The organism is Halorubrum lacusprofundi ATCC 49239 (assembly GCF_000022205.1).
GTDB lineage: Archaea > Halobacteriota > Halobacteria > Halobacteriales > Haloferacaceae > Halorubrum > Halorubrum lacusprofundi.
Window position 1 is genome coordinate 1,181,595 of record NC_012029.1, and the last position, 23,473, is coordinate 1,205,067.

The 23,473-nt window shown below is 66.7% G+C and carries 23 protein-coding genes; 7 read left to right on the forward strand and 16 right to left on the reverse strand.

Going from position 1 to position 23,473, the window contains the following annotated elements; translation table 11 throughout:
• Positions 1-3: 3 nt before the first annotated feature.
• Positions 4-933, reverse strand: a complete 930-nt coding sequence (locus HLAC_RS05820; RefSeq protein WP_049933323.1) for a 1,4-dihydroxy-2-naphthoate polyprenyltransferase — start codon at positions 931-933, stop codon at positions 4-6.
• Positions 934-1,064: 131 nt separating this feature from the next.
• Here HLAC_RS05820 and HLAC_RS05825 point away from each other — a divergent pair, with 131 nt between their 5' ends.
• Positions 1,065-1,607 carry a carboxymuconolactone decarboxylase family protein gene (locus HLAC_RS05825; protein WP_015909915.1) on the forward strand — a complete coding sequence of 181 codons (543 nt, stop codon included), beginning with the start codon at positions 1,065-1,067 and terminating at the stop codon, positions 1,605-1,607.
• 113 nt (positions 1,608-1,720) lie between these two features.
• Positions 1,721-2,008, forward strand: a complete 288-nt coding sequence (locus tag HLAC_RS05830; protein WP_015909916.1) for a DUF7111 family protein — start codon at positions 1,721-1,723, stop codon at positions 2,006-2,008.
• 15 nt (positions 2,009-2,023) lie between these two features.
• Here the strand turns inward: HLAC_RS05830 and HLAC_RS05835 are convergent, their stop codons facing one another.
• The 3 genes from HLAC_RS05835 to HLAC_RS05845 form a co-directional block, all read right to left on the reverse strand.
• Positions 2,024-3,178 (reverse strand): DUF63 family protein, encoded by a 1,155-nt coding sequence (locus HLAC_RS05835; protein ID WP_015909917.1) that lies wholly within the window; start codon positions 3,176-3,178, stop codon positions 2,024-2,026.
• A gap of 91 nt (positions 3,179-3,269) precedes the next feature.
• On the reverse strand, positions 3,270-3,719 hold the full coding sequence (locus HLAC_RS05840; protein ID WP_015909918.1) for an Lrp/AsnC family transcriptional regulator: 450 nt from the start codon (positions 3,717-3,719) through the stop codon (positions 3,270-3,272).
• Positions 3,720-3,776: 57 nt separating this feature from the next.
• Positions 3,777-4,580 carry a 4-phosphopantoate--beta-alanine ligase gene (locus HLAC_RS05845; RefSeq protein WP_015909919.1) on the reverse strand — a complete coding sequence of 268 codons (804 nt, stop codon included), beginning with the start codon at positions 4,578-4,580 and terminating at the stop codon, positions 3,777-3,779.
• Positions 4,581-4,702: 122 nt separating this feature from the next.
• Here HLAC_RS05845 and HLAC_RS05850 point away from each other — a divergent pair, with 122 nt between their 5' ends.
• The gene (locus HLAC_RS05850; protein ID WP_015909920.1) at positions 4,703-4,939 is read left to right on the forward strand and encodes a DUF7999 family protein; all 237 of its coding nucleotides are present in this window, start codon (positions 4,703-4,705) and stop codon (positions 4,937-4,939) included.
• Positions 4,940-4,967: 28 nt separating this feature from the next.
• Here the strand turns inward: HLAC_RS05850 and HLAC_RS05855 are convergent, their stop codons facing one another.
• The 9 genes from HLAC_RS05855 to HLAC_RS05895 all read right to left on the reverse strand — a co-directional run bounded on the left by HLAC_RS05855 (position 4,968) and on the right by HLAC_RS05895 (position 14,421).
• Positions 4,968-6,668, reverse strand: a complete 1,701-nt coding sequence (locus HLAC_RS05855; protein WP_015909921.1) for an acyl-CoA mutase large subunit family protein — start codon at positions 6,666-6,668, stop codon at positions 4,968-4,970.
• 180 nt (positions 6,669-6,848) lie between these two features.
• Entirely contained in the window at positions 6,849-7,289 is a 441-nt protein-coding gene (locus HLAC_RS05860; RefSeq protein WP_015909922.1) for a universal stress protein, read from the reverse strand.
• Positions 7,290-7,331: 42 nt separating this feature from the next.
• Positions 7,332-8,870, reverse strand: coding sequence for a TrkH family potassium uptake protein (locus tag HLAC_RS05865; RefSeq protein WP_015909923.1), 1,539 nt, complete (start codon positions 8,868-8,870; stop codon positions 7,332-7,334).
• Between the two features lie 105 nt (positions 8,871-8,975).
• Positions 8,976-10,484, reverse strand: a complete 1,509-nt coding sequence (locus HLAC_RS05870) for a TrkH family potassium uptake protein (protein ID WP_015909924.1) — start codon at positions 10,482-10,484, stop codon at positions 8,976-8,978.
• Between the two features lies 1 nt (position 10,485).
• Positions 10,486-11,823, reverse strand: coding sequence for a Trk system potassium transporter TrkA (trkA, locus tag HLAC_RS05875; RefSeq protein ID WP_015909925.1), 1,338 nt, complete (start codon positions 11,821-11,823; stop codon positions 10,486-10,488).
• Between the two features lie 69 nt (positions 11,824-11,892).
• Entirely contained in the window at positions 11,893-12,810 is a 918-nt protein-coding gene (locus HLAC_RS05880; RefSeq protein WP_015909926.1) for a mechanosensitive ion channel family protein, read from the reverse strand.
• Complete coding sequence (locus tag HLAC_RS05885; protein WP_015909927.1) at positions 12,810-13,055, reverse strand: YhbY family RNA-binding protein; 246 nt, start codon at positions 13,053-13,055, stop codon at positions 12,810-12,812. Before HLAC_RS05885 ends, HLAC_RS05880 begins: the two co-directional genes overlap by 1 nt.
• A gap of 109 nt (positions 13,056-13,164) precedes the next feature.
• Positions 13,165-13,533, reverse strand: a complete 369-nt coding sequence (locus tag HLAC_RS05890; RefSeq protein ID WP_015909928.1) for an SHOCT domain-containing protein — start codon at positions 13,531-13,533, stop codon at positions 13,165-13,167.
• Between the two features lie 63 nt (positions 13,534-13,596).
• Positions 13,597-14,421, reverse strand: a complete 825-nt coding sequence (locus HLAC_RS05895) for an IS5-like element ISHla3 family transposase (protein ID WP_014053535.1) — start codon at positions 14,419-14,421, stop codon at positions 13,597-13,599.
• Positions 14,422-14,707: 286 nt separating this feature from the next.
• Here HLAC_RS05895 and HLAC_RS05900 point away from each other — a divergent pair, with 286 nt between their 5' ends.
• From HLAC_RS05900 to HLAC_RS05910, 3 genes are read left to right on the forward strand one after another with little or no spacing between them, the layout of a single operon-like run.
• Positions 14,708-15,760, forward strand: a complete 1,053-nt coding sequence (locus HLAC_RS05900) for a metal ABC transporter substrate-binding protein (protein WP_015909929.1) — start codon at positions 14,708-14,710, stop codon at positions 15,758-15,760.
• Positions 15,757-16,536, forward strand: coding sequence for a metal ABC transporter ATP-binding protein (locus HLAC_RS05905; protein WP_015909930.1), 780 nt, complete (start codon positions 15,757-15,759; stop codon positions 16,534-16,536). The genes HLAC_RS05900 and HLAC_RS05905 overlap by 4 nt, the downstream gene beginning before the upstream one ends.
• A gap of 8 nt (positions 16,537-16,544) precedes the next feature.
• Positions 16,545-17,513 (forward strand): metal ABC transporter permease, encoded by a 969-nt coding sequence (locus HLAC_RS05910; protein ID WP_079892114.1) that lies wholly within the window; start codon positions 16,545-16,547, stop codon positions 17,511-17,513.
• 4 nt (positions 17,514-17,517) lie between these two features.
• Here HLAC_RS05910 and HLAC_RS05915 read toward each other — a convergent pair whose 3' ends face one another.
• Positions 17,518-20,016, reverse strand: a complete 2,499-nt coding sequence (locus HLAC_RS05915; RefSeq protein WP_015909932.1) for an efflux RND transporter permease subunit — start codon at positions 20,014-20,016, stop codon at positions 17,518-17,520.
• Positions 20,017-20,127: 111 nt separating this feature from the next.
• Positions 20,128-21,837: a COG1361 S-layer family protein gene (locus HLAC_RS05920; protein ID WP_015909933.1), complete on the reverse strand. Its 1,710-nt coding sequence runs from the start codon at positions 21,835-21,837 to the stop codon at positions 20,128-20,130.
• Between the two features lie 169 nt (positions 21,838-22,006).
• Between HLAC_RS05920 and HLAC_RS05925 the strand changes: the two genes are divergently transcribed.
• Positions 22,007-22,684 carry a TetR/AcrR family transcriptional regulator gene (locus tag HLAC_RS05925; protein ID WP_049933666.1) on the forward strand — a complete coding sequence of 226 codons (678 nt, stop codon included), beginning with the start codon at positions 22,007-22,009 and terminating at the stop codon, positions 22,682-22,684.
• A 33-nt stretch (positions 22,685-22,717) separates the two neighbouring features.
• Here the strand turns inward: HLAC_RS05925 and HLAC_RS05930 are convergent, their stop codons facing one another.
• Positions 22,718-23,419 carry an HD domain-containing protein gene (locus HLAC_RS05930; RefSeq protein ID WP_049933331.1) on the reverse strand — a complete coding sequence of 234 codons (702 nt, stop codon included), beginning with the start codon at positions 23,417-23,419 and terminating at the stop codon, positions 22,718-22,720.
• Positions 23,420-23,473: the final 54 nt, after the last annotated feature.

Sequence of the window (23,473 nt, forward strand, 5' to 3'; positions counted from 1 at the left end):
GGATCAGACCGCGAGCCCGACGGCGAACGCGACCGCGTACGCCGCGAGGAGCTTCCCGGTCGATTCGAGCGCCGGATTGAGCGCGTCCCCGGCGGTCTCTGTCAGCACGGTTCGGGCGACGCCGGCCGCGAGCGGGAGGGTCGCGAGCGGGAGGAGCGCGGCGAGCCCGTACCCCTCGGCGAAAAACCACAGCGGGGTGAGGTACGCGAGCGCGAGCAGCGCGAGGTACTGCCCCCGCGAGAACCGGTAGCCGAACCGGACCGCGAGGGTGCGCTTGCCCGTCTCCGCGTCCTCCTTCAAGTCGCGGACGTTGTTGACGACGAGGATGTTCGTCGAGAGCGCGGCGACCGGAAGGCTCGCGACGACGGCCGCGAGGGTGACGGTCCCCTCGGGGATCCACAGAGGGAACGCCCCGCCCGCGAGCGCGGCGGCCTGCACGTAGTACGTGCCCGTGACGGCGATCACGCCGAAGAAGACGAACACGAACAGGTCCCCGAGCCCGTGGTAGCCGAGCGGGTAGGGACCGCCCGTGTACGCGATTCCCGCGGCAACCGAAGCGAGCCCGATCACGAGGATCGGGACGCCGCCCACGTACACAAGGGAGGTCCCAACGAGGATCGCGGCGGCGAACGTGAGCCACATTGCCCGTTTTACTTCTCCGGGTTCGATGAGCCCGCTGGCGACGACGCGGGTGAACCCCTCGCGGTCGTCTGTGTCCGCGCCCTGAATCGCGTCGTAGTAGTCGTTCGCGAAGTTGGTGCCGACCTGAATCAGCGCCGCGCCGACGAACGCCGCAAGCGCGGGCAGCGGGGCGAACGCCCCATCGTGAACCGCAAGCCCGACGCCCACGATCACCGGCGCCGCCGCCGCAGGGAGCGTCTGCGGTCGCGCGGCGATCACCCACGCCCGCCGCCGCGAGACTTCGGTACTCATTGTCGCGGGTAGGGACGTGTCGTCCCTTAAGCTTACCATCCGAGCGGCGACGCGGCGCCGGTATCGGCACCGTTCGCGGCGAGCGCTACCGAGTTACCCACACCTATCACCGCGGGCGGAGAGACGCAGCCATGGCTCGCGTACCCTACGTCGACGCGTCGGACGTGCCGGACGAGTACGAGGACTTACTGGAGTCGTCGCTGCAGGGAAAGCCACTGCACGTCTACCAGTCGATCGGCAACAACCCCGAAGTGCTCGCGGGGCTGCGCTCGTTCCTCAGTTCGTTGTGGACCGACAGCGGGCTCTCGGACCGCGAGCGGGAGCTGGTGATCCTCGCGACCGCTCGCGCGACGACGAACCGCTACGAGTGGCACCAGCACGTCAACATCGCCCGCGGAGTCGGCATCGACGACGCAGTTATCGCCGCGATCGGGGCGGACGACCGGGACCCTCTCGACGACGACGAGACGGCCCTCGTCGAGTACGCGGTCGCGGTCGTCCGCGGCGAGGTCAACGCGGTCGTCCACGACGAGGTCGCCGCCCGGTACGACGACGAGACGATCGTCGGGATCGCCGCGGCCGCGAGCGGGTACGAGGCCCTCGGCGGGGTCATCGACGCGTTCGACCTCGAACTGGAGTCGGGGACCGAGTTCCACGGGTGGGACCCGCGATAGGTCGACGGCGACCCTACCAACCCCAGCAACCCCGCCGACCGATCGGGACCTTACCGACCGACAGCGGCCTCACCGACCGACAGATTCGACAGGGGTCAGATCGTATCGTGCGCATGAGCGACACGACGGGAGACGAGCCGGGCGAAGAGGACGGGATCGACGCGCGCTACGAGGAGACCGACGGCGAGCGACGCCTCACCTTTTCTGCTAACGGGAGGGAAGCGACCGTCGCCCAGAACGTCGAGGGCTACGCGATGTTGAAGGTCCGACCGGGACCGACCGGTGACGAGTTAGAGCGGTACTACGGCTTCGACATGGCGCTCGACCACGCCGCCGAGCTGCTCGGCGTCGCGGTCGCCGACCTCCCGGTTCCCGAGGCTGCGGCCGACATGGGGATGTAACCCCGTCTCTCGCCCTCAGATCCCGAACGTCGCACGCAGCATATCACGGCTCCCGGGACCGAGTCCGACCGCAAGCACCGTGATGAGCAACAGCAGCGTGTAGCGCGGCGACTCGTCGAACATCTCGCCGTTGAACACCCAGACGACGAACGTCGCCGCCGCGAGCTTCACCAGCAGGAACGGCCACGCGTCGCCGGTGACCGAGACGATCGACTGCGGCAGGAGCCGGCCGGTCCAGTCGACGATCAGCGCGTTGACGACGTGCTTCGGGACGAGATTGGCCGTTCCCGTCAGCGCCGGCATCCAGTTGAGCCCGATGACGTTGGCGACGCCGTCGATCGCGTGCCCCCAGATGATGACGATTCCCGCGACGCCGGTCCCCTGCCGGATATCGGGCACGTACGCGGTCGCGAGCTTCCACGTGACCGCGGTCGCAGCAGTCGCAATCCCCAGCGTCAACACGAGGATGATCGGGTAGAACTCGACGTAGTCGGTCGTCGCCGAGAGGTACGAGAGGTAGCCGAACGTGACCGTGAGCGCGACGGCACCCATCGCGAACAGGGGCCGCGCGTAGTCGTCGACCACGCCCCGGCCCTCGAGTGAATACGCAGCGAGGACGCACGCGAGCGTGACGCCGAAGACGATGAAGTAGATGAACGGGCTGATCAACAGCGCGCTCGCGGGGAACGGGATCAGCGGCTCCACACCGGCCCGCATCGCGGCGACTCCCGAGTCCTCGACGGTACGAAGGGCGCCGCCGAGCAGCATGAACGGGAACAGCGCGTAGAAGAAGCGCAGTTCGGTGCCGATATCCAGCCGGCGGAGGAGAAAGACCACGCCGATCAGCATCGCCAGCAAGATGACGACGTAGCTCACGGTCGAGACCGTGGTGTATCCCGGGAACGCGACGGCCTCGCCAGCCTCGACGGCCGCCGTACACGCCGAAGAGCTCCCGAGCAGTTCGGTCCCCCCCGCGTCGTGGATGGCGCACTGTGCGCCCTGTCCGTCGGCCGCGACCGGCCCCCAGAAGTACTGCCAGATGAATCGGTCGTACACGATCCGCGGGAAGACGGCGGACCCGATCGCGAGAAGCGCCGCGACGGCGCCGACGACCGCCGCCCACGCGCGCTCCGGCGACAGCCCGAACCGCTCCTCGACCCGTGTGCTCATGCTCTCCGTTGGGGGAGTCCCCGAATTGAGGGTTCCGGTCCCGCCTCGTCGCGTCGTATTTCGATCGAGGCGTTCACACAGCCCGAGGCGCTCAGACCGGTGGCCCGTTCGCCTCGTAGTCCGTCCCGAGGATGATCATCGTCTGCGACCGGGAGAATCCGTCCATCTCCCCAACGCTCTCGAACATCAGCTCGCGGAGGCTGTCCGTGTCCGTAGCGACGACTTTGAGCATCACGTCCCACTCCCCGGTGGTCAGGTGGATCTCGCGAACGCCGCCGATCTCGCGGAGCCGTTCGAGTGCGTCCTCCTCGCGCCCCTGTTCGACCCGGAGGCCGACGAAGGCGCTGACGCCGTAGCCGACCGCCTTCGGGTCGACCGCAGCGTGGTATCCCTCGATGACTCCCGCCTCCTCCATGCGATTCACCCGGTCATGAACGGTCGCACTCGACATGTCGATGCGGCGTGCGACCTCCGAGAACGGCGTCCGGGCGTCCTCCTGTAAGATTCGGAGGATCGCGCGATCCGTCTCGTCGAGTTCCATGCGTGCTATTCGTTGCCAGCGGACTTTGCAGTTCCGACACGGGCAAGCCCGAATTTGTCAGCGAGGGGGCGTGTCTCCCGGGGTCTCTTCGCCCGGAATCTCGTCATCCGGTGTTGCGAAGGCCCCCTCGCGGATGGTAGCTTCCGCGTCAGCGAGCGCCGCATCGGCGGCGAACGAGTCGATCGCGTCGCGACGCGCCGCTGAGGACGCGTCGGCAAGATCCCTCGCGTGGGCCGTGACGTTCGGCACCGCTCGGATCAGGTTGTCGATGATCGGGATGTCGGCCGTTCGCGGCGACCGACTCCCCGGATTCAGGTCGATCACGATCTCCGTTTTTCCCATCGCGTCGAGCGCCTCGGCTCGATCGCCGTCCTCCAGCGGGACGACGACCACGTCGGCCGCCTCGATCCCGTCGGCGTCGACGGTGCCGCGGGCGTGGTCCAGCCCCGGAATATCGCCGTCGGCGGCCAGCCCCTTCACGTCGTCGGCGCCGTGCTCACGGAGGTGGTCGGCGATCCGGCGAACGCGCTCGTCGGTGTGATTGAAGAGGTTCACCTCGATGTCGGCGCCGACCGCCTCGGCGAGTTCGACCGTCTCCCCGGGCGCGAGCGCCGCGACGTTACCGTTCACCGAGAGCACCGGGTGGTTGGCTCTGAGGAGCGTCGCCGCCGCGGCGCGCTCGGCGGCGTCCGCGCTCGGAAGCGTCCGCTCGCCGAGGAGGTAGTCGAACGCCTCGCCGCGCCCCTGCGCGATGAGCCCCTGCTTCGAAGTGATCCCCTTCTCGACGCCCGCCTCGATCCGGTGGCGCGTCAGGAGGGACGCGTAGCGCGGGTGGTCCTCGGGGATCTCCGTCTCCGTCATACCCCGACGTGTGGGACGCGCCGAGAAAAGCGGTCCGTTCCGGAGCCGGGGACGCGCCCTCGACGGCCGCGACACTCCTTCGCACAAACGTTAAAACGAGACGACACGTAGTATTGAACGCGATGGATCGAACAGGCACGTACACCGTAGTAAAACCGTGTAACGACCACGGAACGACGACGCTGCGCGAACACCCGCGAAACGGGACGGTCCACGTCGTCGAGTACGACGACCCGGCGGTCGAGGATGCGCTCTCGAATCTCGACATCGGATCGGTCGTTCGCGTCGAGCTCCGGCGCACCGGCCGCCGGGGGAACGCGTGGCGTGCCGAGTCCGCACAGCCGGTCGACCCGATCTGAGGCCGGATGGTCTCGCGGATCCCTCTTTTTAAGCGACACCGATCCGCTCGCGGTAGGTCCCGTGTTCCGCCTCGAACACCGCCATGATCTCGCCCATCGTCGCATACGCTTTCACCGCCGTGACGATCGCCGGCATCACGTTCTCGTCGGCGTCGATCGCCGCCCGTAGATCGTCGAGGGCCGCCTCGACCGCGTCGTCGTCGCGCTCAGCCTTCACCGATTCGAGCCGATCGAGCTGGCGTTCACGAGTCGTCTCGTCGACGCGGAGCAGGTCGGGCTCCGTCTCCGGGTCGATCTCGTAGGCGTTGACGCCGACCACGGTTTCGTCACCGCTGTCGACGCGCTCTTGGTACTCGTAGGAGGCCTGCTGGATCTCGCGGTGGAAGTACCCCTCGTCGATTCCGTGGAGGACCCCGTCGCGGACCGACCCGTCGCCCATGTCCTTGATCTCCTCGATGTACGCCGTCGCCTCCGCCTCGACCTCGTCGGTGAGCGCCTCCACCGCGAAGGAGCCGCCGAGCGGGTCGACGATGTCGGCCGCGCCCGACTCCTCGGCGATGATCTGCTGGGTGCGGAGCGCGACCCGGACCGCCTGCTCGGAGGGCAGCGCCAGCGCCTCGTCGAAGGAGTTGGTGTGGAGGCTCTGGGTGCCACCGAGCACGCCCGCCAGCGCCTGAATCGTGACCCGCACGACGTTATTTAAAGGCTGCTGGGCCGTCAGCGACTGGCCAGCGGTCTGGGTGTGGAACTTGAGCTGTTTGGCGGCGTCGGCCTCGGCGCCGTACCACTCGTCCATGACCCGCGCGTAGATCCGGCGGGCGGCGCGGAACTTCGCCACCTCCTCGAAGATGGAGTTGTGCGAGTTGAAGAAGAAGGAGAGCTGCGGGGCGAACTCGTCGACGTCGAGCCCGCGATCGAGGCAGTCCTCGACGTACGCGAACCCGTCGGCGAGGGTGAAGGCGAGTTCTTGAACCGCCGTCGACCCCGCCTCGCGGATGTGATACCCCGATACCGAGATGGGTTTGAACTTGGGCGTCTCTTCGACCGCGAACTCGATGGTGTCAGTCACGAGATCGAGGGAGGGCTCCGGGGGGATCACCCACTCCTTCTGCGCGATGAACTCCTTGAGCATGTCGTTTTGGAGGGTGCCGCGAAGCTCCTCGCGCGGCACGCCCTGTTGGTCCGCGATGGCGACGTACATCGCGTAGATCACGGGCGCGCTGGGGTTGATCGTGAAGGAGGTCGAGACCTCGCCTACGTCGATACCGTCGAACAGCACCTCCATGTCTCGGAGGGTGTCGACGGCGACGCCCTCCCTGCCGACCTCACCGAGCGACATCGGGTCGTCGGAGTCGAGCCCCATCAGCGAGGGCATGTCGAAGGCGGTCGAGAGCCCGGTCTGCCCCTCATCGGTCAGATAGTGGAACCGCTCGTTCGTCTCCTCGGCGGTGCCGAACCCGGCGAACTGCCGCATCGTCCACGTCCGTCCGCGGTGCATCGTCGGGTAGACGCCCCGCGTGTACGGCTCCTCGCCCGGGAATCCGAGATCCTCCTCGTAGTCGATGTCGGCCACGTCGGCGGGGGTGTATAACCGATCGACCTCGTGGTTCGACACCGTCGCGAACCGGTCTCTCCGCTCGCCGTGTCGGTCGAGGGTCGGATCGAGCGTCTCCGCCTCCCACTCGGCGTGAGCCTCGCGGATCTCGGAGAGCTCCTCGTCGTCGTACATACCAGCAGCTACCCGCCGATTACGTATAAATATTCATTATATTTAAATGGCGGAGAGCAGACTGCCGGTGAATTTCGCGTCGCTCGATGCGATTGCAACGCGTCTCAGGGGTCTTTGTGGATCTCTCCGGTTCGCTCTCGATCGCGGTCTGATCGGGCTCCGGGTCCCGCCGATCGACGGTCACTCGCCGTCGTCGTCTCGGGGCAGCGCGATCACCGGGACGGTCGCGTTCGTCACGAGCTTCGCCGACAGATCGCCGGAGAGGAACCGCATGAGGCGGTTCCCGTCCCGCGATCGGTAGGCGATCGCGGTCGCGCCGACCTCGTCGGCGGCGTCGAGGATCGCGCTGACCACGTCACGATCGTACGCGGTGTGGTCGCCGGCGTCGGGAAACACGGTCCGGACCGCGGCGTACGACTCCGCCGCCAGCTCCTCCGACTGCTCGACGGGCGTCTTGTCCGGGACGCCGCCGCCCTTCTCGACAACGTGTAGTGCCGTTACACGTTCCGGGGCGTACGGTTCGAGCGCCCGCGCCGTCGACAGCGCGTCCTCTTCGTTGGCGATCGGGAGGAGGACGTGACCGAGCAGGTCGGTAGCCTCGCCGTCGTCGAGTGAACTCATACGACGACGTTCGGCGTCGCGGGTTAAGAAGGTGCCCGCCCGTCACCGGTCGTCGAATCCGGCGACGAACAGCGCGAGCACCGGAACGATCTCCAACCGACCGATCCACATGAGGCCGATCATCAGCAGCTTCGTCGTGTTCGGAAGCAACTCGTAGGTTCCGAAGGGACCGAGCGGACCGAACCCCGGTCCGATGTTCCCGATCGTGGCGAGCGACGCGGCGAGCGCCTGCGTTCCGGTGAGCGACACTCCCGCGACTCGGCTCGTATCGATCTCGATGAAGACGGCCGAGAGCGCGAACAGGAGGAAATACAGCAGCGTGAACACGAAGATACCGCGGATCACGTCCTCGTCGACGACCTCTCCTCCGAGCCGGACGGGACGGACGACCTCCGGGTTCGCCGTGGTGTACAGCTCGCGGTACAGCGCCTTCGCGACGATGAGCCACCGGATCACCTTTATGCCGCCGCCGGTCGATCCCGCCGAGCCGCCGATGAACATCACGAACAGGAGGAAGAACTTGGTCTGGGTGTCCCACTCCGCGAAGTCGGCGGTCGCGAACCCGGTCGAGTTCATCAGCGACGCGATCTGAAAGGCCCCCTGTCTGAGCGCGTTCTCCCCGACGCCCTCGGTGGCCCCGCCGATCGCCGTCGCGGGCGCCCCGCCGTAGAACAGGCCGGCCGCGAGAACGGCTGTCAATCCGGTCACCAGCCCGAGGTACATGCGGAACTCGGTGTTCTTGTACATCCGCATCGGATCGTCGCGGAGCACGAACCAGAACAGCGCGAAGTTCACGCCCGCGATGACCATGAACGGGACGAACACCCACTGGACGACGGGGCTGAACGCCGCGATGCTCTCCGCTTGCGGCGAGAACCCGCCAGTCGGCAGCGTCGAGAAGCCGTGCGCGATCGCGTTGTACAGGTTCATCTCCGGCGCGAGCGGCGTGAGCCCGAGGCCGAACAGGATCGCGATGAGGGCCGCCGTGAATCCGGCGTAGATGATCCAGAGGGCCCGCGCGGTCTGGGCGATCCGCGGGGTGAGCTTCTGAAGCCCGGGGCCGGGGGCCTCCGACTTCATCAGCTCGGCGCCGTTGACCGCCAACTGCGGGAGGATCGCGACCATCAGCACGATGATCCCCATCCCGCCGAGCCACTGCGTGAGCTGACGCCACATCAACACCGCGTGCGAGTGCTGCTCGAAGCTGATCTCGGTGGTCACGGTCGCCCCCGTCGTCGTGAACCCGCTCATCGATTCGAACAGCGCGTTCATCGGGTGACCCAGCGCGGAGGCCGTTCCGTATCCCGCGATGATGTACGGGATCGCACCGACGACCGCCGCCGCGAACCACGCGAGCGAGACGACCGCGAGCGCGTCGCGGGGACCGAGGTCTGGGTCGTCGTGAAGCCGTTCCATCCCGGCGCCGATCGCGACGGCGATGATCATCGAGACGGCGAACGCGAGCGCGTCCTCGCCGTAGATCAGCCCCACGACGAGCGGAACGGCCATCGACGCCGAGAGGATCTTGACGATGGTTCCGGTGTAGCTGAACACTGCCCGGGGGTCGATCGTCCGCGTCACGGCGCCACCTCGTACATCACGATATCCGTCGTAGCTTCCCGACGCGGTAAGAAGCCGTCGATAGACGGAATCGCCCGATCGCGTATGGCGGCCTCGGTTCCGACGTCACGACGTCCAGAACGCCTTCGTGAACAGCACGAGCACCGGGATGATCTCGATCCGGCCGATCCACATTAAGACGATCATCACGGCTCGGGTGCTCATCGGGAAACTCGCGAACGTCCCGTAGGGGCCCGCGTCGCCGAAGGCGGGACCGATGTTGAGGAACGTCGTCGCCGCCGCCCCGAGCGCTTCGAACTCGTCCACCCGGAGGTTCGCTCGCTCGGCGTCGACGACGATGAACACGGCGAGCAGGAAGAAGATGATGAGCGACAGGAGGAGATACGCGTAGATGTCTCGGATCGCGCCCTCGTCGATCGATTTCCCCGAGATCCGGACCGGGCGCACCGCTTCCGGATGGATCGCGGTGTAGAGGTTCCGCCGGAACGACTTCAGCGCGACCAGCCACCGGAGCGACTTGATCGAGCAGGTGGTCGATCCCACCATCCCGCCGATGAACATCCCCATGAACAGCATGTGCTTCGCCGCGGGCGCCCACAACACGTAGTCGGTGCTTGCGTACCCCGTGGTCGTCACGATCGACGTGACGTTGAACACGGCGTGGCGTATCGTCCCCTCGGCGCCGAAGTTGGTACCCGGATCGAGGAAGAGGCCGACGGCGACGATCGTCGCGAGCGTCCCCATCACGCCGAGGTAGAAGTGGAACTCCTCGTTCCGGAGGAGTCGCATCGGCTCCCCGTTGATGGCGAAGTAGATGAGGACGAAGCTGGTCGAGCCGATCACCATGAACGGGACGACCGCCCACTGAATGATCGGATGGAACGCGCCGACGCTCAGCGGCTCCGGTGAGAACCCGGCGGTCGCGACCGACGTGAACGCGTGTGCCACCGCGTTGTACAGGTCCATCTGCGGGTCGAACGCGAGCCCGAGCAGGAAGTAGACGACGACCGCGAGCCCCGTGAGCCCGAAGTAGATTCCCCAGATGAGCTGCGCCGTCTGCGAGATCTTCGGCGTGAGCTTGTTGACGTCCTGCGTCTGCGACTCGGTCTCCATGAGCTGTGCCCCACCGACGCCGACTTCGGAGAGCACCGCGGTCGCGAGAATGAGAATACCGAGCCCCCCGAGCCACTGGATCACCTGCCGCCACATCATGACGGACCGGGAGTGGATCGAGAACTCCTCCAGCACGGTCGCCCCGGTGGTGGTGAGCCCGCTCATCGACTCGAACATGGCATTCACCGGGTGTGCAACCGTCCCGACGCCAGCGACCACGAACGGGATCGCACCGATTGCGGCGACGAGGAACCAGATCAGCGCCACCGCGAGGAACGCCTCACGCGGCCCGAGGTCCACCGACGGGTCCTGCACCCGCCGGAACGCCGCCCCGAGCGCGAGCGAGACCGCGATCGCCGCGAGGAACGGCAGCGGCGACTCGCCGTAGTAGATCGCGATCAGCAGCGGGAACGCCAGGGGGACGGGAAGGGCTGCGAGGACGTCGCCGGTGAGTCCAACGCTCGCCTGCCAGCCGACCCGGATCCTCGTGTTCGTGGGCATCTCACGCCATCGACGTGATCGCGCCCACGGAGTCGGACTCCACGAGCAGGATCACGTGGTCACCGGCTTGGAGCACGGTGTCTCCGCGGGGGGTGACCAGTTTGTGATCGCGGGTGATGGCGCCGATGACGAACCGCGCGTCGGTATCGGCGACGATCTCCGAGATCGGTCGGCCGGTGAGCCCGCACCCCTCCGTGAGTTCGAGTTCGAGGACCTCGGCCTGATCGTTTTCGAGCACGGCAATGTTCTCGGCGACGCTCTCGTAGGTGAACCGCGTGATCTCCTCGGCGGTCACGGTGCGGGGGTTGATCGCGATATCGATCCCGATCTCCTCGAAGACGGTGACGTAGTCGGGGCTGTCCACGACCGCGATAACGCGGTCGACCCCGAGCCGTTTGGCGAGCACGGAGACGAGCAGGTTCTTCTCGTCGGACTGGAGCGCGGTGACGAGAATGTCCGCGTCGTCGACATGCTCGCGGGAGAGAAACTCGGTGTCCGTGGCGTCGTGTTCCATCACGACCGTATTCGGGAGATTCTCCGCGAGCCACCGCGCGCGGTCGGTCTCCCGCTCTATCAGCCGCGGCTTGAAGTCGCGTTCTTCGAGTAGTCGGGCGGTCTGATACCCGATCTCGGTCCCACCGACGACGACGATCTCGTCGGCGCGACCGGGGGTCGTATCGGGCGCGACGTCGGTCGCGAACGCTTGGACGCTCTCCGGACTCCCGATCACCACCGCGCGATCGCCGGCCTCGATACCGGTATCCCCGCGCGGGATCGTCATCTCGCCGTCGCGGAACAGTCCCACGAAGGTGAGCGACTCGAAGCGATCGGCTTCCAAGACCGTCTGTCCCGCAACCGGACTCTCTTCGTCGATTTCGAACTCGGCCATCTGGACGAGCCCGCTGGCGAAGGGGTCGACGTCGATCGCGGCCGGCAGACCGATGACCCGAACGATGTTCTCGGCAGTCAACAGATCGGTACACACCATGAAGTCGACACCGAAGGCGCCCTCACTCCCCTCCCACGTCCGGAGGAAGTCCGTGCTCTTCACGCGGGCGATCGTGAACCCGTCACCGAGCGTTTTCGCGGTCCCGCACGCGACGAGGTTCGTCTGGTCGTTGTCCGTGCAGGCGATGACCATGTCCGCGCGGCCGACATTGGCAGCGGTCTGGATCTCCGAGGCGGTCCCGTCGCCGGCGATCGTGAGCACGTCGAGCTCGTACTTGAGCTGGTCCGCGCGGTCCGGATCGACATCGATGACGACGACCTCGTGGTCCGAGGCGAGGCTCGCAGCGATGCTCGTCCCGACCTCGCCGGCCCCGATGATGACCACATGCATGGGGACAACGAGATACCCGACCCTCAAGTTCGTTACTATCGATGTTGTCGCGAGTTCAGCGGCGTCGGCCTACGAGTCTCCGCCGACGCCGGCCTCCGCCATCGCACTGAACGACGAGGGCTCAGCCCACTCGTTCCGCCCCGAGACGGTGCGCTGCGGGAACGGGATCGAGATACCTTCCTCGTCGAACCGCTCCTTAACGGCCTTCACGTAGTCAGCGCGCGCCTTCACGAAGTCGGCCCGTGAGGGGTCGTCGATCCAGATCCGCGACTGGAGCCCGACGTACGAGTCGGCAAGCTCGGTCAGCCGCACCGAGGGAGCGGGATCGTCCAAGATCGCGTCGCTGCGCTCGGCCTCCTCGACGATGATCTCGGTCGCTTTGTCCACGTCGTCCTCGTAGTCGATCCCAAAGACGAACTTCAGGCGCAGCGTCTTCTTCGCGACGGGGTTTTTCACCACATCGCTCGTCAGGGTGTGGTTCGGCACCGTGAGCAGTTCGTTGTCGAACGTGCGCACGCGAGTGACTCGGAAGGAGATGTCCTCCACGACCCCCGAGTTCCCCTGCCACTCGATCCAGTCGCCGATGCGGAACGGCCTGTCCGTATAAATAAAGACGCCCGCGACGAAGTTCTTGATCACGTCCTGGAGCGCGAAGCCGATCGCGAGCGTCGCCGCGGCGGCGATCGTCGCCAGCGAGCGCAGGAACCCCTGATACCCCGCCGCGCCGAACGCGGCCGTGACGCCCGCGAACAACACGAGGAACGCGACGATCTTCTGGAGCGGGCGCCGCGCGTGCTCGTCGAGACCCTGCCTGTCGAAGAGTCGTCCGACAAGCGGTGCGATCGCCGCCTTATAAAGCACGTATGTCGCGACGACGACGACGAGGAAGATCGCGGCGTCGACGACGAGACCGGTCAGCGGGCCGAGGAACGGTTCCAGCGTGCCCGCGACTGCGACGGTTCCGAGCGTCCCTGCGTGGGCTCCCATCAGTGCAGCACCGCCGTGTTTCCGCGCGTTTCGATCAGGTCGGCATTGACGGCGTCGGCGAGTTCCGCGGCGAGCTCGTCGGTCGTGGTTCCGCCCCGGGCCGCTCGGAGGAACTTCACCTTCACGAGCTTGGCGTCGGCGAGCTGGTCGGCCGTTTCGTCGATGACCGAGTCGATGCCGTGTTTCCCGACCCAGACGGTGACGTCGAGGTCGTGCGCCTCCTTGCGAAGCTGTTGGTCGCTCATACACGGTGGAGTCGGCCGCGCGCATTGAAGCTTGAGGTTCGCGGGTCGGCTGAGAGGGGTTGCGGCCCACGAAAGGGAGCAGGGGTGATCCGGGTCGCTCTGTCTCGGGTCAGCGCTCGCGCTCGATGTCGCGCTCCGAGTCCGGTCTGTGCCGGCGGCTCCGTTCGACGAACTCCGCCGCGTCTTCCGGCGTCTCCGTCTCTAACAGCCGATCGAGCTTCTGCTCGAACTGCGTATCGGTGAGCTCGCCGTTCGCGTACCGAGTTCGGAGTCGATCGAGCGCGTCCTGCACCTGCTCAGGCCCTTCCTCGACCTCGGTCTGGCCGGGCGATTCGCGCTTGACCTTCTCGACCCGCTCCTCGTCCTCGTCGAACAGCATCGCGACTACCGGCACGATCACGATGTAGCCGAACAGCATGAACGGCAGCCACCAGCCGAAGTCGAGCAGCAGCGCCGCAAGCCACGTCCCCGTCACCACCGTCGCGGCGATGCCGCTTGCGTTCTGTCTGAACTGCTGTGTTGAATAGGTGCTGAGTCACGGTTACAGCGGTTCACACAGTGGTTCTATGTTGGTGATGGCGAACATCAAGACGATTTCACGGAACTGTCGATACCAGCCCAGCGCTCGCACGGCGTCGCCGAGCGAGCGCTTCGTTGTCGAATACGATGTTTCGGCCATCCACCGCTGAGAGTAACCTTTTGCCCGGTTGAGAGCGTTTTTCGCGGCTGCGTTCGCTGACGAGCCGCGATAATGAACGAGGTAATCGATGTCGTGTGCGGCGATCTCGTACTCGGTGTGCCAGTCTTGGAAGCCGTTGTCGGCGGCAACCGACTGCAGGTCGTCCGCGTTTCGGCGGACGACCTGCGGTCCCGTCTTCGTGTCGTGCTTCCACCGAGCTGCAATGTGCACGTCAAGAACAGCCAGCGATTCCACATCAGTCAATGTCGTCACTTTTAGCGTCTGTATCGTTCGTCCTGCCCGCTGACGAAAGTACGATGACGCACGTCGCCGGTCGAAGAACGTGCTGTCGAGCGCAGCGTGTTCGGACTGCGGGTGCTGCTGCGCGGAAACGCGCAGCAGCGCCCGCCATACCCACATTTTCAGCCGATCAAACGACTTGTAGATCGTGCTGTAGTCTGGGAGATCGTCTGGATCTAAGCCGAGTGCGTCACGAATCTCGGCCATATACTTCAGCCGATTCGGCGTTTCTCGGTAGCTGTGGCCGTCTTCGAGCCGAAGACAGTGTAGCACAACGTGTTTCCAGCGGGCGAACCCGCCGCTGGCGGGCTCGCCCGCGTGCTTTCCCAACGCTTGTTTGACTAGGCGACGACACTGCTCAACGAAGTCGAGGAGATCGACTTCCATGGACAGAATCGATTTCCTCGGCTTCGTCCTTCTGCCCCGTGATAACAGCTGATTAGATCGCTATTCAACACAGCAGTCTGAACCGCTCTCGCGTGGAGGTGTCCGCCATCGATGTATCAGTCCGCGCGGGGTCACAAAGTCGTGTCGGCGCGTCGAGTCGCTGCGTCGAATCGACGCGCTGGGTCGGTTAGCTCCCTCCCCGCCGAAGCGATCGCATTGGATTAGACAAGTCTAATCTTTTTCTTCGACCAAAAGGGTATTATATACTGACACACTAAACACCGCCATGCACACGGACGCGAACGGCTTGTCACGGGTCTCACGTCGCCGGTTCGCTGCGCTCGGCGCCGGCGCTCTCGCGGGAGGGCTCGCGGGTTGCACCGGGAACGCGACCAACGCGGGCTCGACCGGAGATGGGGACGGCAACGGCGACGGCTACACCGTCGTCGCCTCGTTTTTCACGTTCTACGACTTCGCCGACTCGCTCGCCGAGGGAACGGACGTTACGGTCGAGAACTTGGTCCCGACCGGGCTCCACGGGCACGGCTGGGAGCCGGACCCCTCGATCCAGCGCCGAATCACCGACGCCGACGCCCTCGTCCACGTCGGCCCCGATTTCCAGCCGTGGGTCGACCGCGCGATCGACGCGCTCGCGGCCGAGTCGACCGAGACGGCGCTTATCAACGCCCGAGCGGGCGTCGACCTCATCGATCTCGCCGACTCGCTGACGGAAGACGAGGCGGTCGAGGGGGCGAAGGACCCGCACTTCTGGCTCGACCCGCAGCGCGCGAAGATTGCGGTCGAGAACATCGCCGACGGGCTGGCCGCCGTCGATCCCGATCACGAGGCGACGATCCGGGAGAACGCGACCGCGCTCAAGGCCGAACTCGACGCCCTCGACGACGAGTGGCAGGCGGTCTTCGACGCGGCCGAGCGCGACGTGGCGTTCCTCGCCGCACACAACGCCTTCGCGTACGTCTCTCACCGATACGACGCGACGATCGAGCCGCTCGTGGTGAACCTCGCGGCCAGCAACGACGTCCGACCGGCCGACATGCAGCGAGCGCAGGAGACGATCGCCGACCACGGCATCGAACACATCGGCGCCGCCGTCTTCGAGCCGATTCGGCCGGCACAACAGCTGCTGGCGCAGACCGATGTCGAGGCGTACTACCCCGTGACGCCATACGCGGGCACCGCCGAGTCATGGGTCGAGCGCGGGTGGGGGTACTTCGAGATCGCCCGCGAGGTGAACCTCCCGACGTTCCGGATCCTTCTCGGCGTCGACGACCCCGAGGACGTAACGTTCGCCGACTACGGTCGGAACTTCCAGCCATGAGCGGGGAACCCGAACCGACCGACACCGACCGATCCCCCCTCGTCGAGGCCCGAGATCTGACGTTCGGGTACGCCGCGGTGCCGGTCGTCGAGGACGTGAATCTCCGGGTCGAGCGCGGCGAATACGTCGGAATTGTGGGGCCGAACGGCTCGGGGAAGAGCACGCTGCTCCGGCTCCTCTTGGGGCTCCATGAGCCTGATTCGGGGACTGCGGAGCTGCTCGGACATCCAGCTCGGGCGTTCGCGGAGCGCGAGCGCGTCGGCTACGTCGCACAGGACGTGACGGAAGACGAGAAACGGATGCCGATCACGGTGAGCGAGGTCGTCTTAATGGGCCGGTTCCCGCACGCCGGGTTCGGTCGCGTGACCGAGGACGACCGCAAGCGCACGCGCGAGGCGCTTCGGACCGTCGGGATCGAGCACCTCGCCGACCGCAAGATCACCGCGCTCTCCGGCGGCCAGCGCCAGCGGACCTACATCGCCCGGGCGCTCGCCGGCGAGGCGGAGCTACTCGTCTTGGACGAGCCGACGGTTGGCGTGGACGCCGAGTCCGTCGACGCCTTCTTCGAGCTCCTCGACGGACTCGTCGCGGACGGGATGACCGTCCTGCTGGTCGAACACGACATCGGCGCCGTCATCGAACACGCCTCGCGGGTGATCTGTCTCAACCGCGAGGTGTACTTCGATGGCGACCCGGTGGCGTTCGCCGAGAGCGACGCGTTGGACCGCGCCTACGGGACGAACGTCCGCCGCGAGGAGGGAGGGATCGTCACGTGACGCTCCTGCTGTCTCTGTTGACCGCGTCGATTCTCCTCCTCTCCGCCCCCTACGATCTCCTCGCCCGCCTCGTCGGGCTGTGGAGCGACGGGCTCGGCTGGGTCGGCGAGCAGCTTGGGATCGCGATGCTCGACTACGTGTTCATGCACCACGCGTTTCTCGTGGGCGCGCTCATCGCGGTGATGGCGCCGCTTATCGGCACGTTCCTCGTTCACCGCCAGCTCGCGCTGATCGGTGATGCACTCGCGCACACCGCGTTCGCGGGCGTCGCCGTCGGGCTGTTCGTCAACTCGCTTCTTGGGACCGGGATCTCCCCGTACGTCACGGCGATCGTCGTCGCCGTGATCGCCGCGCTGGCGATCGAGCTGATCTCCGAGACCACCGACGCGTACAACGACGTGTCGATGGCGATCGTGCTCTCGACCGGGTTCGCGCTCGGCGCGGTCCTCATCAGCCTGAACACCGGTGGGCTCGCGGTCGGCATCAACCAGTACCTGTTCGGCAATCTCTCGACGGTCTCGCGGGAGAACGCCGTCCTGTTGGTCGTCCTCTTCGCGGTCGTCGCGCTGGTCGTCACGGTCACGTACAAACAGCTGCTGTACGTGACCTTCGACGAGACCGCGGCCCGCGTCGCCGGCGTCAACGTCCCGTGGTACAACCGCCTGATGACGACGCTGACGGCCCTCGTCGTCGTCGGCGCGATGCAGATCATGGGCGTCATTCTGGTCGCGGCGATGCTCGTCGTCCCCGTCGCGGCCGCCGCTCAGCTTGCGCGCGGGTTCCGCGAGGCGCTGCTCGCCTCCGTCGTGCTCGCGCAGATCGCCGTGCTCGCGGGAATCACGCTGTCGTTCCACTACAACACGACCGCGGGCGGCACCATCGTACTCGTGGCCGTCGCGGTCTACATCGCGGCGGTGCTCGCCGGGAAGGCGCAGTCGCGGCGGGGCGAGGACGGAGCGCCCGCCACGACAGAATAAGTCGCTACTCCGCCCGCCTGCTCGTCGACCCGCGGAGGTTCCCGTCGAGCCCGAGTCCGACTCGGTCCCCGTACCGGTCCCAGACGACGACGAGCGAGGGGACGAGCAGGATCGAACAGAGGTACGCGTACAGCACGCCCAGCGCGAGCAACACGCCGAAATCTCGCAAAAGCGGGATCACGGCGAGCCACAGGACGCCGAGCCCGCAGACGGTCGTGAGCATGCTCCCGGTGAGCGCGCCCCCGGTGCCGGCGATGGTGATGTCCAGCGCCTCGTCGATCGCGTGTCCCGTCTTGAACTCGTCGACGAACCGGTGGACGAAATGGACGGTGTAGTCCACCCCGAGCCCGATCGACACCGAGAGGATCGGGGCGTTGATCGGCGTCAGCGGGATGTCGAACAGCCGCATCGACCCCACGAGCAGCCCGACCGTGACGAGCACGGGCACGAGGTTGAGGAGCCCGTACACGGCTTTCCCCTCCAGATAGGCGTACGATAGCGCGAGGAAGACCGCCGTAAGCCCGAACGCGGCGAAGAGGCTCCGGATCGCGGACTCCGTGAGGAGGTCGATCACGGCCTCGTTGACGACGAGACTCCCGGTCGGTACCGCTTCGAGCGGTGTGCGCTCGGCCAGTTCGCGCACGTCGGCGACCGCCTCCGAGTTGTCGACGTCCGGCCGGATCGTGTAGTCGATCCGCGCGCTCCCGCGGTCGGCGGCGAGGTAGCCGCGAGCCTGCCCCTCGGCCGGGGAGTCGAGCAGGGCGTCGTACACCTCGTCGACGTTGCGGTCGGGCACCCCAGTGCCGAGTCGGTCGTTACGGTTGACGACGGCAGCGAACTCGGGATCCCGCGCCGCCTGATCTTCGATGACGGTGACGACGCTCGTCGAGGCCGCCCGCCGCTCGTCGGTCGTCTCGAAGGTGTCGGGCGGGTTGCGCGTGGTCCGGTCGATCAGCTCCAAGGAATCGTCGTCTCTGACCGACTGATCGACGTACAGCGTCACGCTCCCGACGAAGCTTTGCTCGAACTCCTCCTCGAACAGCGTGAGCACCCGCAGGAACGTGTAGTCGGTCGGCGCGAACGGCTCCGGGAGGTTCGAGTACGTCTCCAGCCGGTCCTCGTCGGGGAAGAACGCCTCCTCGGAGAACTCCGTGTTCACGCCGGTACCGTACGCGCCCCCGACCGCGCCACCGACGAGGAGCACGACGACGACCGCGACGGGCGCGACCTTGGAGAGGTCGACGCCGACGCGTAGCACGCGGCCGAGCCGCGAGCCGCCAGTCCCGAGCGCGGTCGTTCCGAATGCGGGGATCGGGAGCCGCTCACGCCAGCGGTCCGCGAGCACCTTTGCAGCGGGGAGGAACGCTCCAAAGACCACGAGCGTGAACACGATCCCGGCGGCGGCAACGATCCCGAAGTCCCGGTTGGGATCGAAGGGGCTCACCACGTTCGAGACGAGTCCGAAGACGGTGGTGATCGTCACGAGCAGGAAGGCGATGAGCAGCTGGTCAGTCGTCGTCCGCATCGCGTCCCCGATCCCCAGTCCTTCGCCCCGCTCTTCGCGATACCGGTTGACGATGTGAATCCCGAAGTCGATCCCGACCGCGAGCAACAGCGGGAAGACAGTGATGAGGGAGTCGGAGAAGGGGATTCCCGCGTATCCCATGAACCCGAAGGTCCACAGCAGCGCCATCAGGAGCGACACGAGCCCGATCGTCATGTCGATCGGGTCGCGGTACGCAAACACGAGGAAGCCGAGGATGAGCAGTAGCGCCGCGGGGAACACGATGATCGCGGTGTCGCCGAGCAGCGCGGTGATCTCCGACTGGAGCACGCCGTCACCGAAGAGGATCGCGTTGTCGCCGGCCTCGTTGCCCGGCACCGAGTCGACGACATCGACGCTGCGCGTCTGCAGCTCCGTCACCCGGGCGCTCGTCGCCGCGTCGGGAACGTCGTAGGTGATCCCGACGATGGCGGCGCCGGCGCGCTGGGCGGTCGGGTTGTAGTCGACCGACACCTGCGCCTCGATCGCTCCCGTCGCGTCCGCATCAGCGATGGCCGCTTGCAGCTCTCGCGGCGTCGACTCGGCGACTGCGTCGCGGCGTTGGGCGGCCGTCTCCGCTGTCGGGTCGAGCTGGCGGGCGATCGCGTCGGCGTGGCTCGACGTCGATCCCACCCGAAGCGTCGACCGCGACTCCAGCCGGTCTTGGGTCTCCAAGATTCGGATCAGCGTCGACCGGGAGAGCACGTTGTCGTCGGTGACGATCACCTGTGCGGCGGTGGGCGACCCGCCGATCGACGTCTCGAACTCCTCGTCGATGTCATCTAACGCCTGCTGAGCCGGGATGTCCTGCGTGAACTGGTCGGCGCCCGCGCTCGTCTCGATCCCCCCGATCCCTCCGACGGCGACGACGCTCACGAGGAGGAAGACGACGATCACCGCGACCGGGCGCTCGGTGACGAACTCGTCGACGCGCTCAACGAACCGATCGGCGGCCGTCACGGTCGCCTCCGGTGGTCGAACCGTGGTCGCCTCCGGCGGTCCAGGCGGGGACCGTCGGCGATCGGCGGGCTCGGCTTGCGCGGTCGTTCGGACGTATGGTCCGTCATCCGGTTACCGCCGCCGGTACCAGACCACTGTGCCCGCGACGCCGACCACGACGAGCAGGCCGACGACGAGCGCGGTGATGGGGAGCCCGCCGTCGTCGGTGGACTCGGTCACGTCGATCGGGAACTGCGTCACGTCCGAAATCCGGTCGTTGCCCCGCTCGTCGTTGTACCGGAAGTCTAACTCGACCGGGTGGGTCTCGACGCTGGCGCCGGGCGCGGCCGACACCTCGAACCATATCTCCGTCGACTCGCCCGGTTCGAGCTCGTCGACGAACGCCTCGTCGTTGGGAGCGGACAGCGGACTGTCGGCGTACAGCCCGGCGTTGATCGACGAGAGCGTCTCCGGTCGCTGGTTCGTGATCTCGAAGGAGACCCGGCGCGTCTCGCCGGCCGGCACCGTCGTGTTGTCGGCGACGAGGTCGAACTCGGGCTGGCGCGGCGCCACCTCGATCCGGCGCGTCTCGTCGACCGCGATCGTCGAGTCGCCGCTCGTGTATTCGGTCGTGAACCGGAACTGCCGCGGTCCGGGGTCGGCGTTGCCGTTCACGTCCGCGTCGAAGGAGAACTCGACCGACTCGCCGGCCGGGATGTCCGGGAGCGCGTACCGGCTCTCCCCGAGGCTCACCCGCTGGCTCTGCGGGTCCGCGACCAGCACCGCGTCGTCGACATCGAGCGGGCCCTCGTTCGTGAGCGTCCCGGAGACGGTCCCCGAATAACCGACTTCGAGGGTTCCCTCGACGTTCTCGACCGAGAACGACTGCTCGGGTGCCGGGACGACGCCCGCCCGCGAGGACGGCGCGGTCTCCTCGATCCCGTCGCGGTCGCGGTAGTCGACCGTCGAGACGAACGCGTACGCCCCCCCGCCGAAGTCGGGCGAGATCGTGGAGTCGAACGTCACGGTCCGGTTCTCACCGGGCTCCCAGTTTCCGACGAACGTCTCACCGCTGCCGTCGCTGCCGATTACGGCCCCGCTCCCGGTCGTGGTCCCCGTGACGATCGCGTCGCGGGCGACCTCGTCGCCGACGTTTCGGAGGGTCGCAGTTACGTCACCGCTCCCGCCGACCTGCGCGTCCGTCTCGGTGTCGAGGATCGCGAACCGGGCGCCGTCGTCGACGACGATCGTGACGTCGAAGCGGTCGATTCCGCGGTAGTCCTTGTGGTTGTTGAACTCGGGGATCACCTCGTAGGTGTACCGGTAGCGGGCGGTCACCTCGACCTCGTACTGCCCATCTGGCACGTCGTCGGGGACCGTGACATCGAGCGGGACCTGAACGGGACTCGCGTCGGTTCGAACGTCGCCGACCACCGTCGTGCCGTCGCCCACCTCGATGGGCACGTCGCCGTCGTCGACCTCCAGCGTGAGTCCGCGGGCGGTCGTCACGCGGTCGTCGAGGTCGTTGCCCATGTCCATCTCACCCGTGTTGAGGATGTCGACCATCACCTGCGACTCGGTGCCGCTCGAGACGGTTCGCTGCGAGAGGAAGAGATCGAGAACGGGCGAGCCGCGGACCTGTCCATCGGTCGTCTGAGCGGCCACGTCGACCCCGACCGCATCGCCGCCGATCGCGTTGCTCCCGACCAGCGCCGCCTGCCCCCGATCGAGCGCGTCGCCGGATCCGGGCGCGGCGGCCCCGGAGAGCGCGACGCCGGCGACGAGCGCCCCGGCCGCGACGAACGCGAGAACCAGCGTGCCAATCTTCGCGGCCCGGCTCATCTCCGTCCCCCGACACCGGGTCCACTGACCGCGGCGCCGTAGCAACCACCGGATCGTCCACCGACCGCGTCGAGTCGAGTCATACGTTCGTGTCGGATGCTCTCAACATAAGCGTATTGAATGAACGTTCAATCAGGAGCGCTATATACGCGGCTCCGGTATGTGGCGCATGAAGGACCCGTTCGCGGAGCCGGCCGACACGCGTCAGGCCATCCTCGGAGCGGCGTTCCGCGCGCTCTGTGAGCACGGGTACGCAGATCTCACGATCAAACGGATCGGCGAGGAGTTCGACAAGAGTCCCTCGCTCGTCTATCACCACTATGACGGAAAAGACGAGCTGTTGGTCGACTTACTCGAGTTCCTGCTCGACGGTTTTGAGGAGTCCGTCTCCTCGGACGCGTTCGACTTGACACCCGAAGAGCGGCTCGACGCTTACGTCGCGGCGACGATCGACCCCGACTCGATCGCCGGCGAACACGGCCCCGACGGCCGGTTCATGACCGTTATCGTCGAGCTCCGCGCGCAGGCAGCGACCGACGACGCGTACCGCGACCACTTCGACCGCAGCGACCGGGTGTTCGGCTCGTTTCTCGAACGCGCGGTCCGTGAAGCGGCGGCCGAGGTTCGGGAGGGGGCGCAGTCCGAAGCGCCGGCCGGGGCCGAAGCGCCGTCACCCGGTGACGATCCGATTCCTCCCGCCGAGGTGGCGTCGACACTCCAGACGCTCGCGACCGGCGGGATGTTGCGGTGGGCGACGACGACCGACCGCGAGTGGATCGACGGTACCCGGAAGGGGATCCGCCGATACCTAGAGTCGGTACTGCCGAAGGTCGATCCCGACGGCTGAGCGGGGACGCTCGGATCGACGGGATCGGCGGAATCAGCGATCGGTGACGCCGTCGGCGTCCATTCGCGACACTTCCTCTTCGAGCCACTCCCGGAGCCACTTCACGCGCTTGATGCGCTGGTGAGCGATGCCCTCGGCGGTGTCGGAGACGACACGTTCGGTGTGGTCGTTGGCACGCTGGAGCACCCGATCGACCATCTTCGCGGAGTCCATGTGGGTCCGTGACTCGTAGCCCATCCGGAGTAACATTAACACCGCGCCGTTCGCACCGACCTTGTCGAGCAGGTCGGCTTCCATCAGACACCGGCTCTCCAGGGGCACGTCCGTGAGATCGCCGGTGTAGGAGTGGTCGACGACCGCGCCGCACACCTCTTCGATGAACGATTCCGGGTAGTTGCCTCGGCTCTGTAAGTACTCGCGGGCGACACGCGCGCCGGCCTCGGCGTGCACGTCCTGTTCGGCCTCCAGTTTCGCCACGTCGTGGAACACTGCAGCCACCCGGACCACGTCCACGTCGGCGCCCTCCGCCTCGGCGATGTCGGTCGCCAGATCGACGACGTTGAGGATGTGGTTGAACCGGTAGTCCGACGAGTGCCACGGGTACCAGCGCATCCGACCGCCGTCCTCCTCGCTCTCGACGCTGGCTGCGAGGTAATCTCTCACAAACCCTTTCATCTCTTCGAAGTCCTCGTCGCTCACCTCCGTTTCCTTAATCTCGACGCCCACGGGAACCACCTCGGGCAAAAAACTCGTCGTTCATTAGCGTAACCGAGGAGCGTTTCGTTCTTA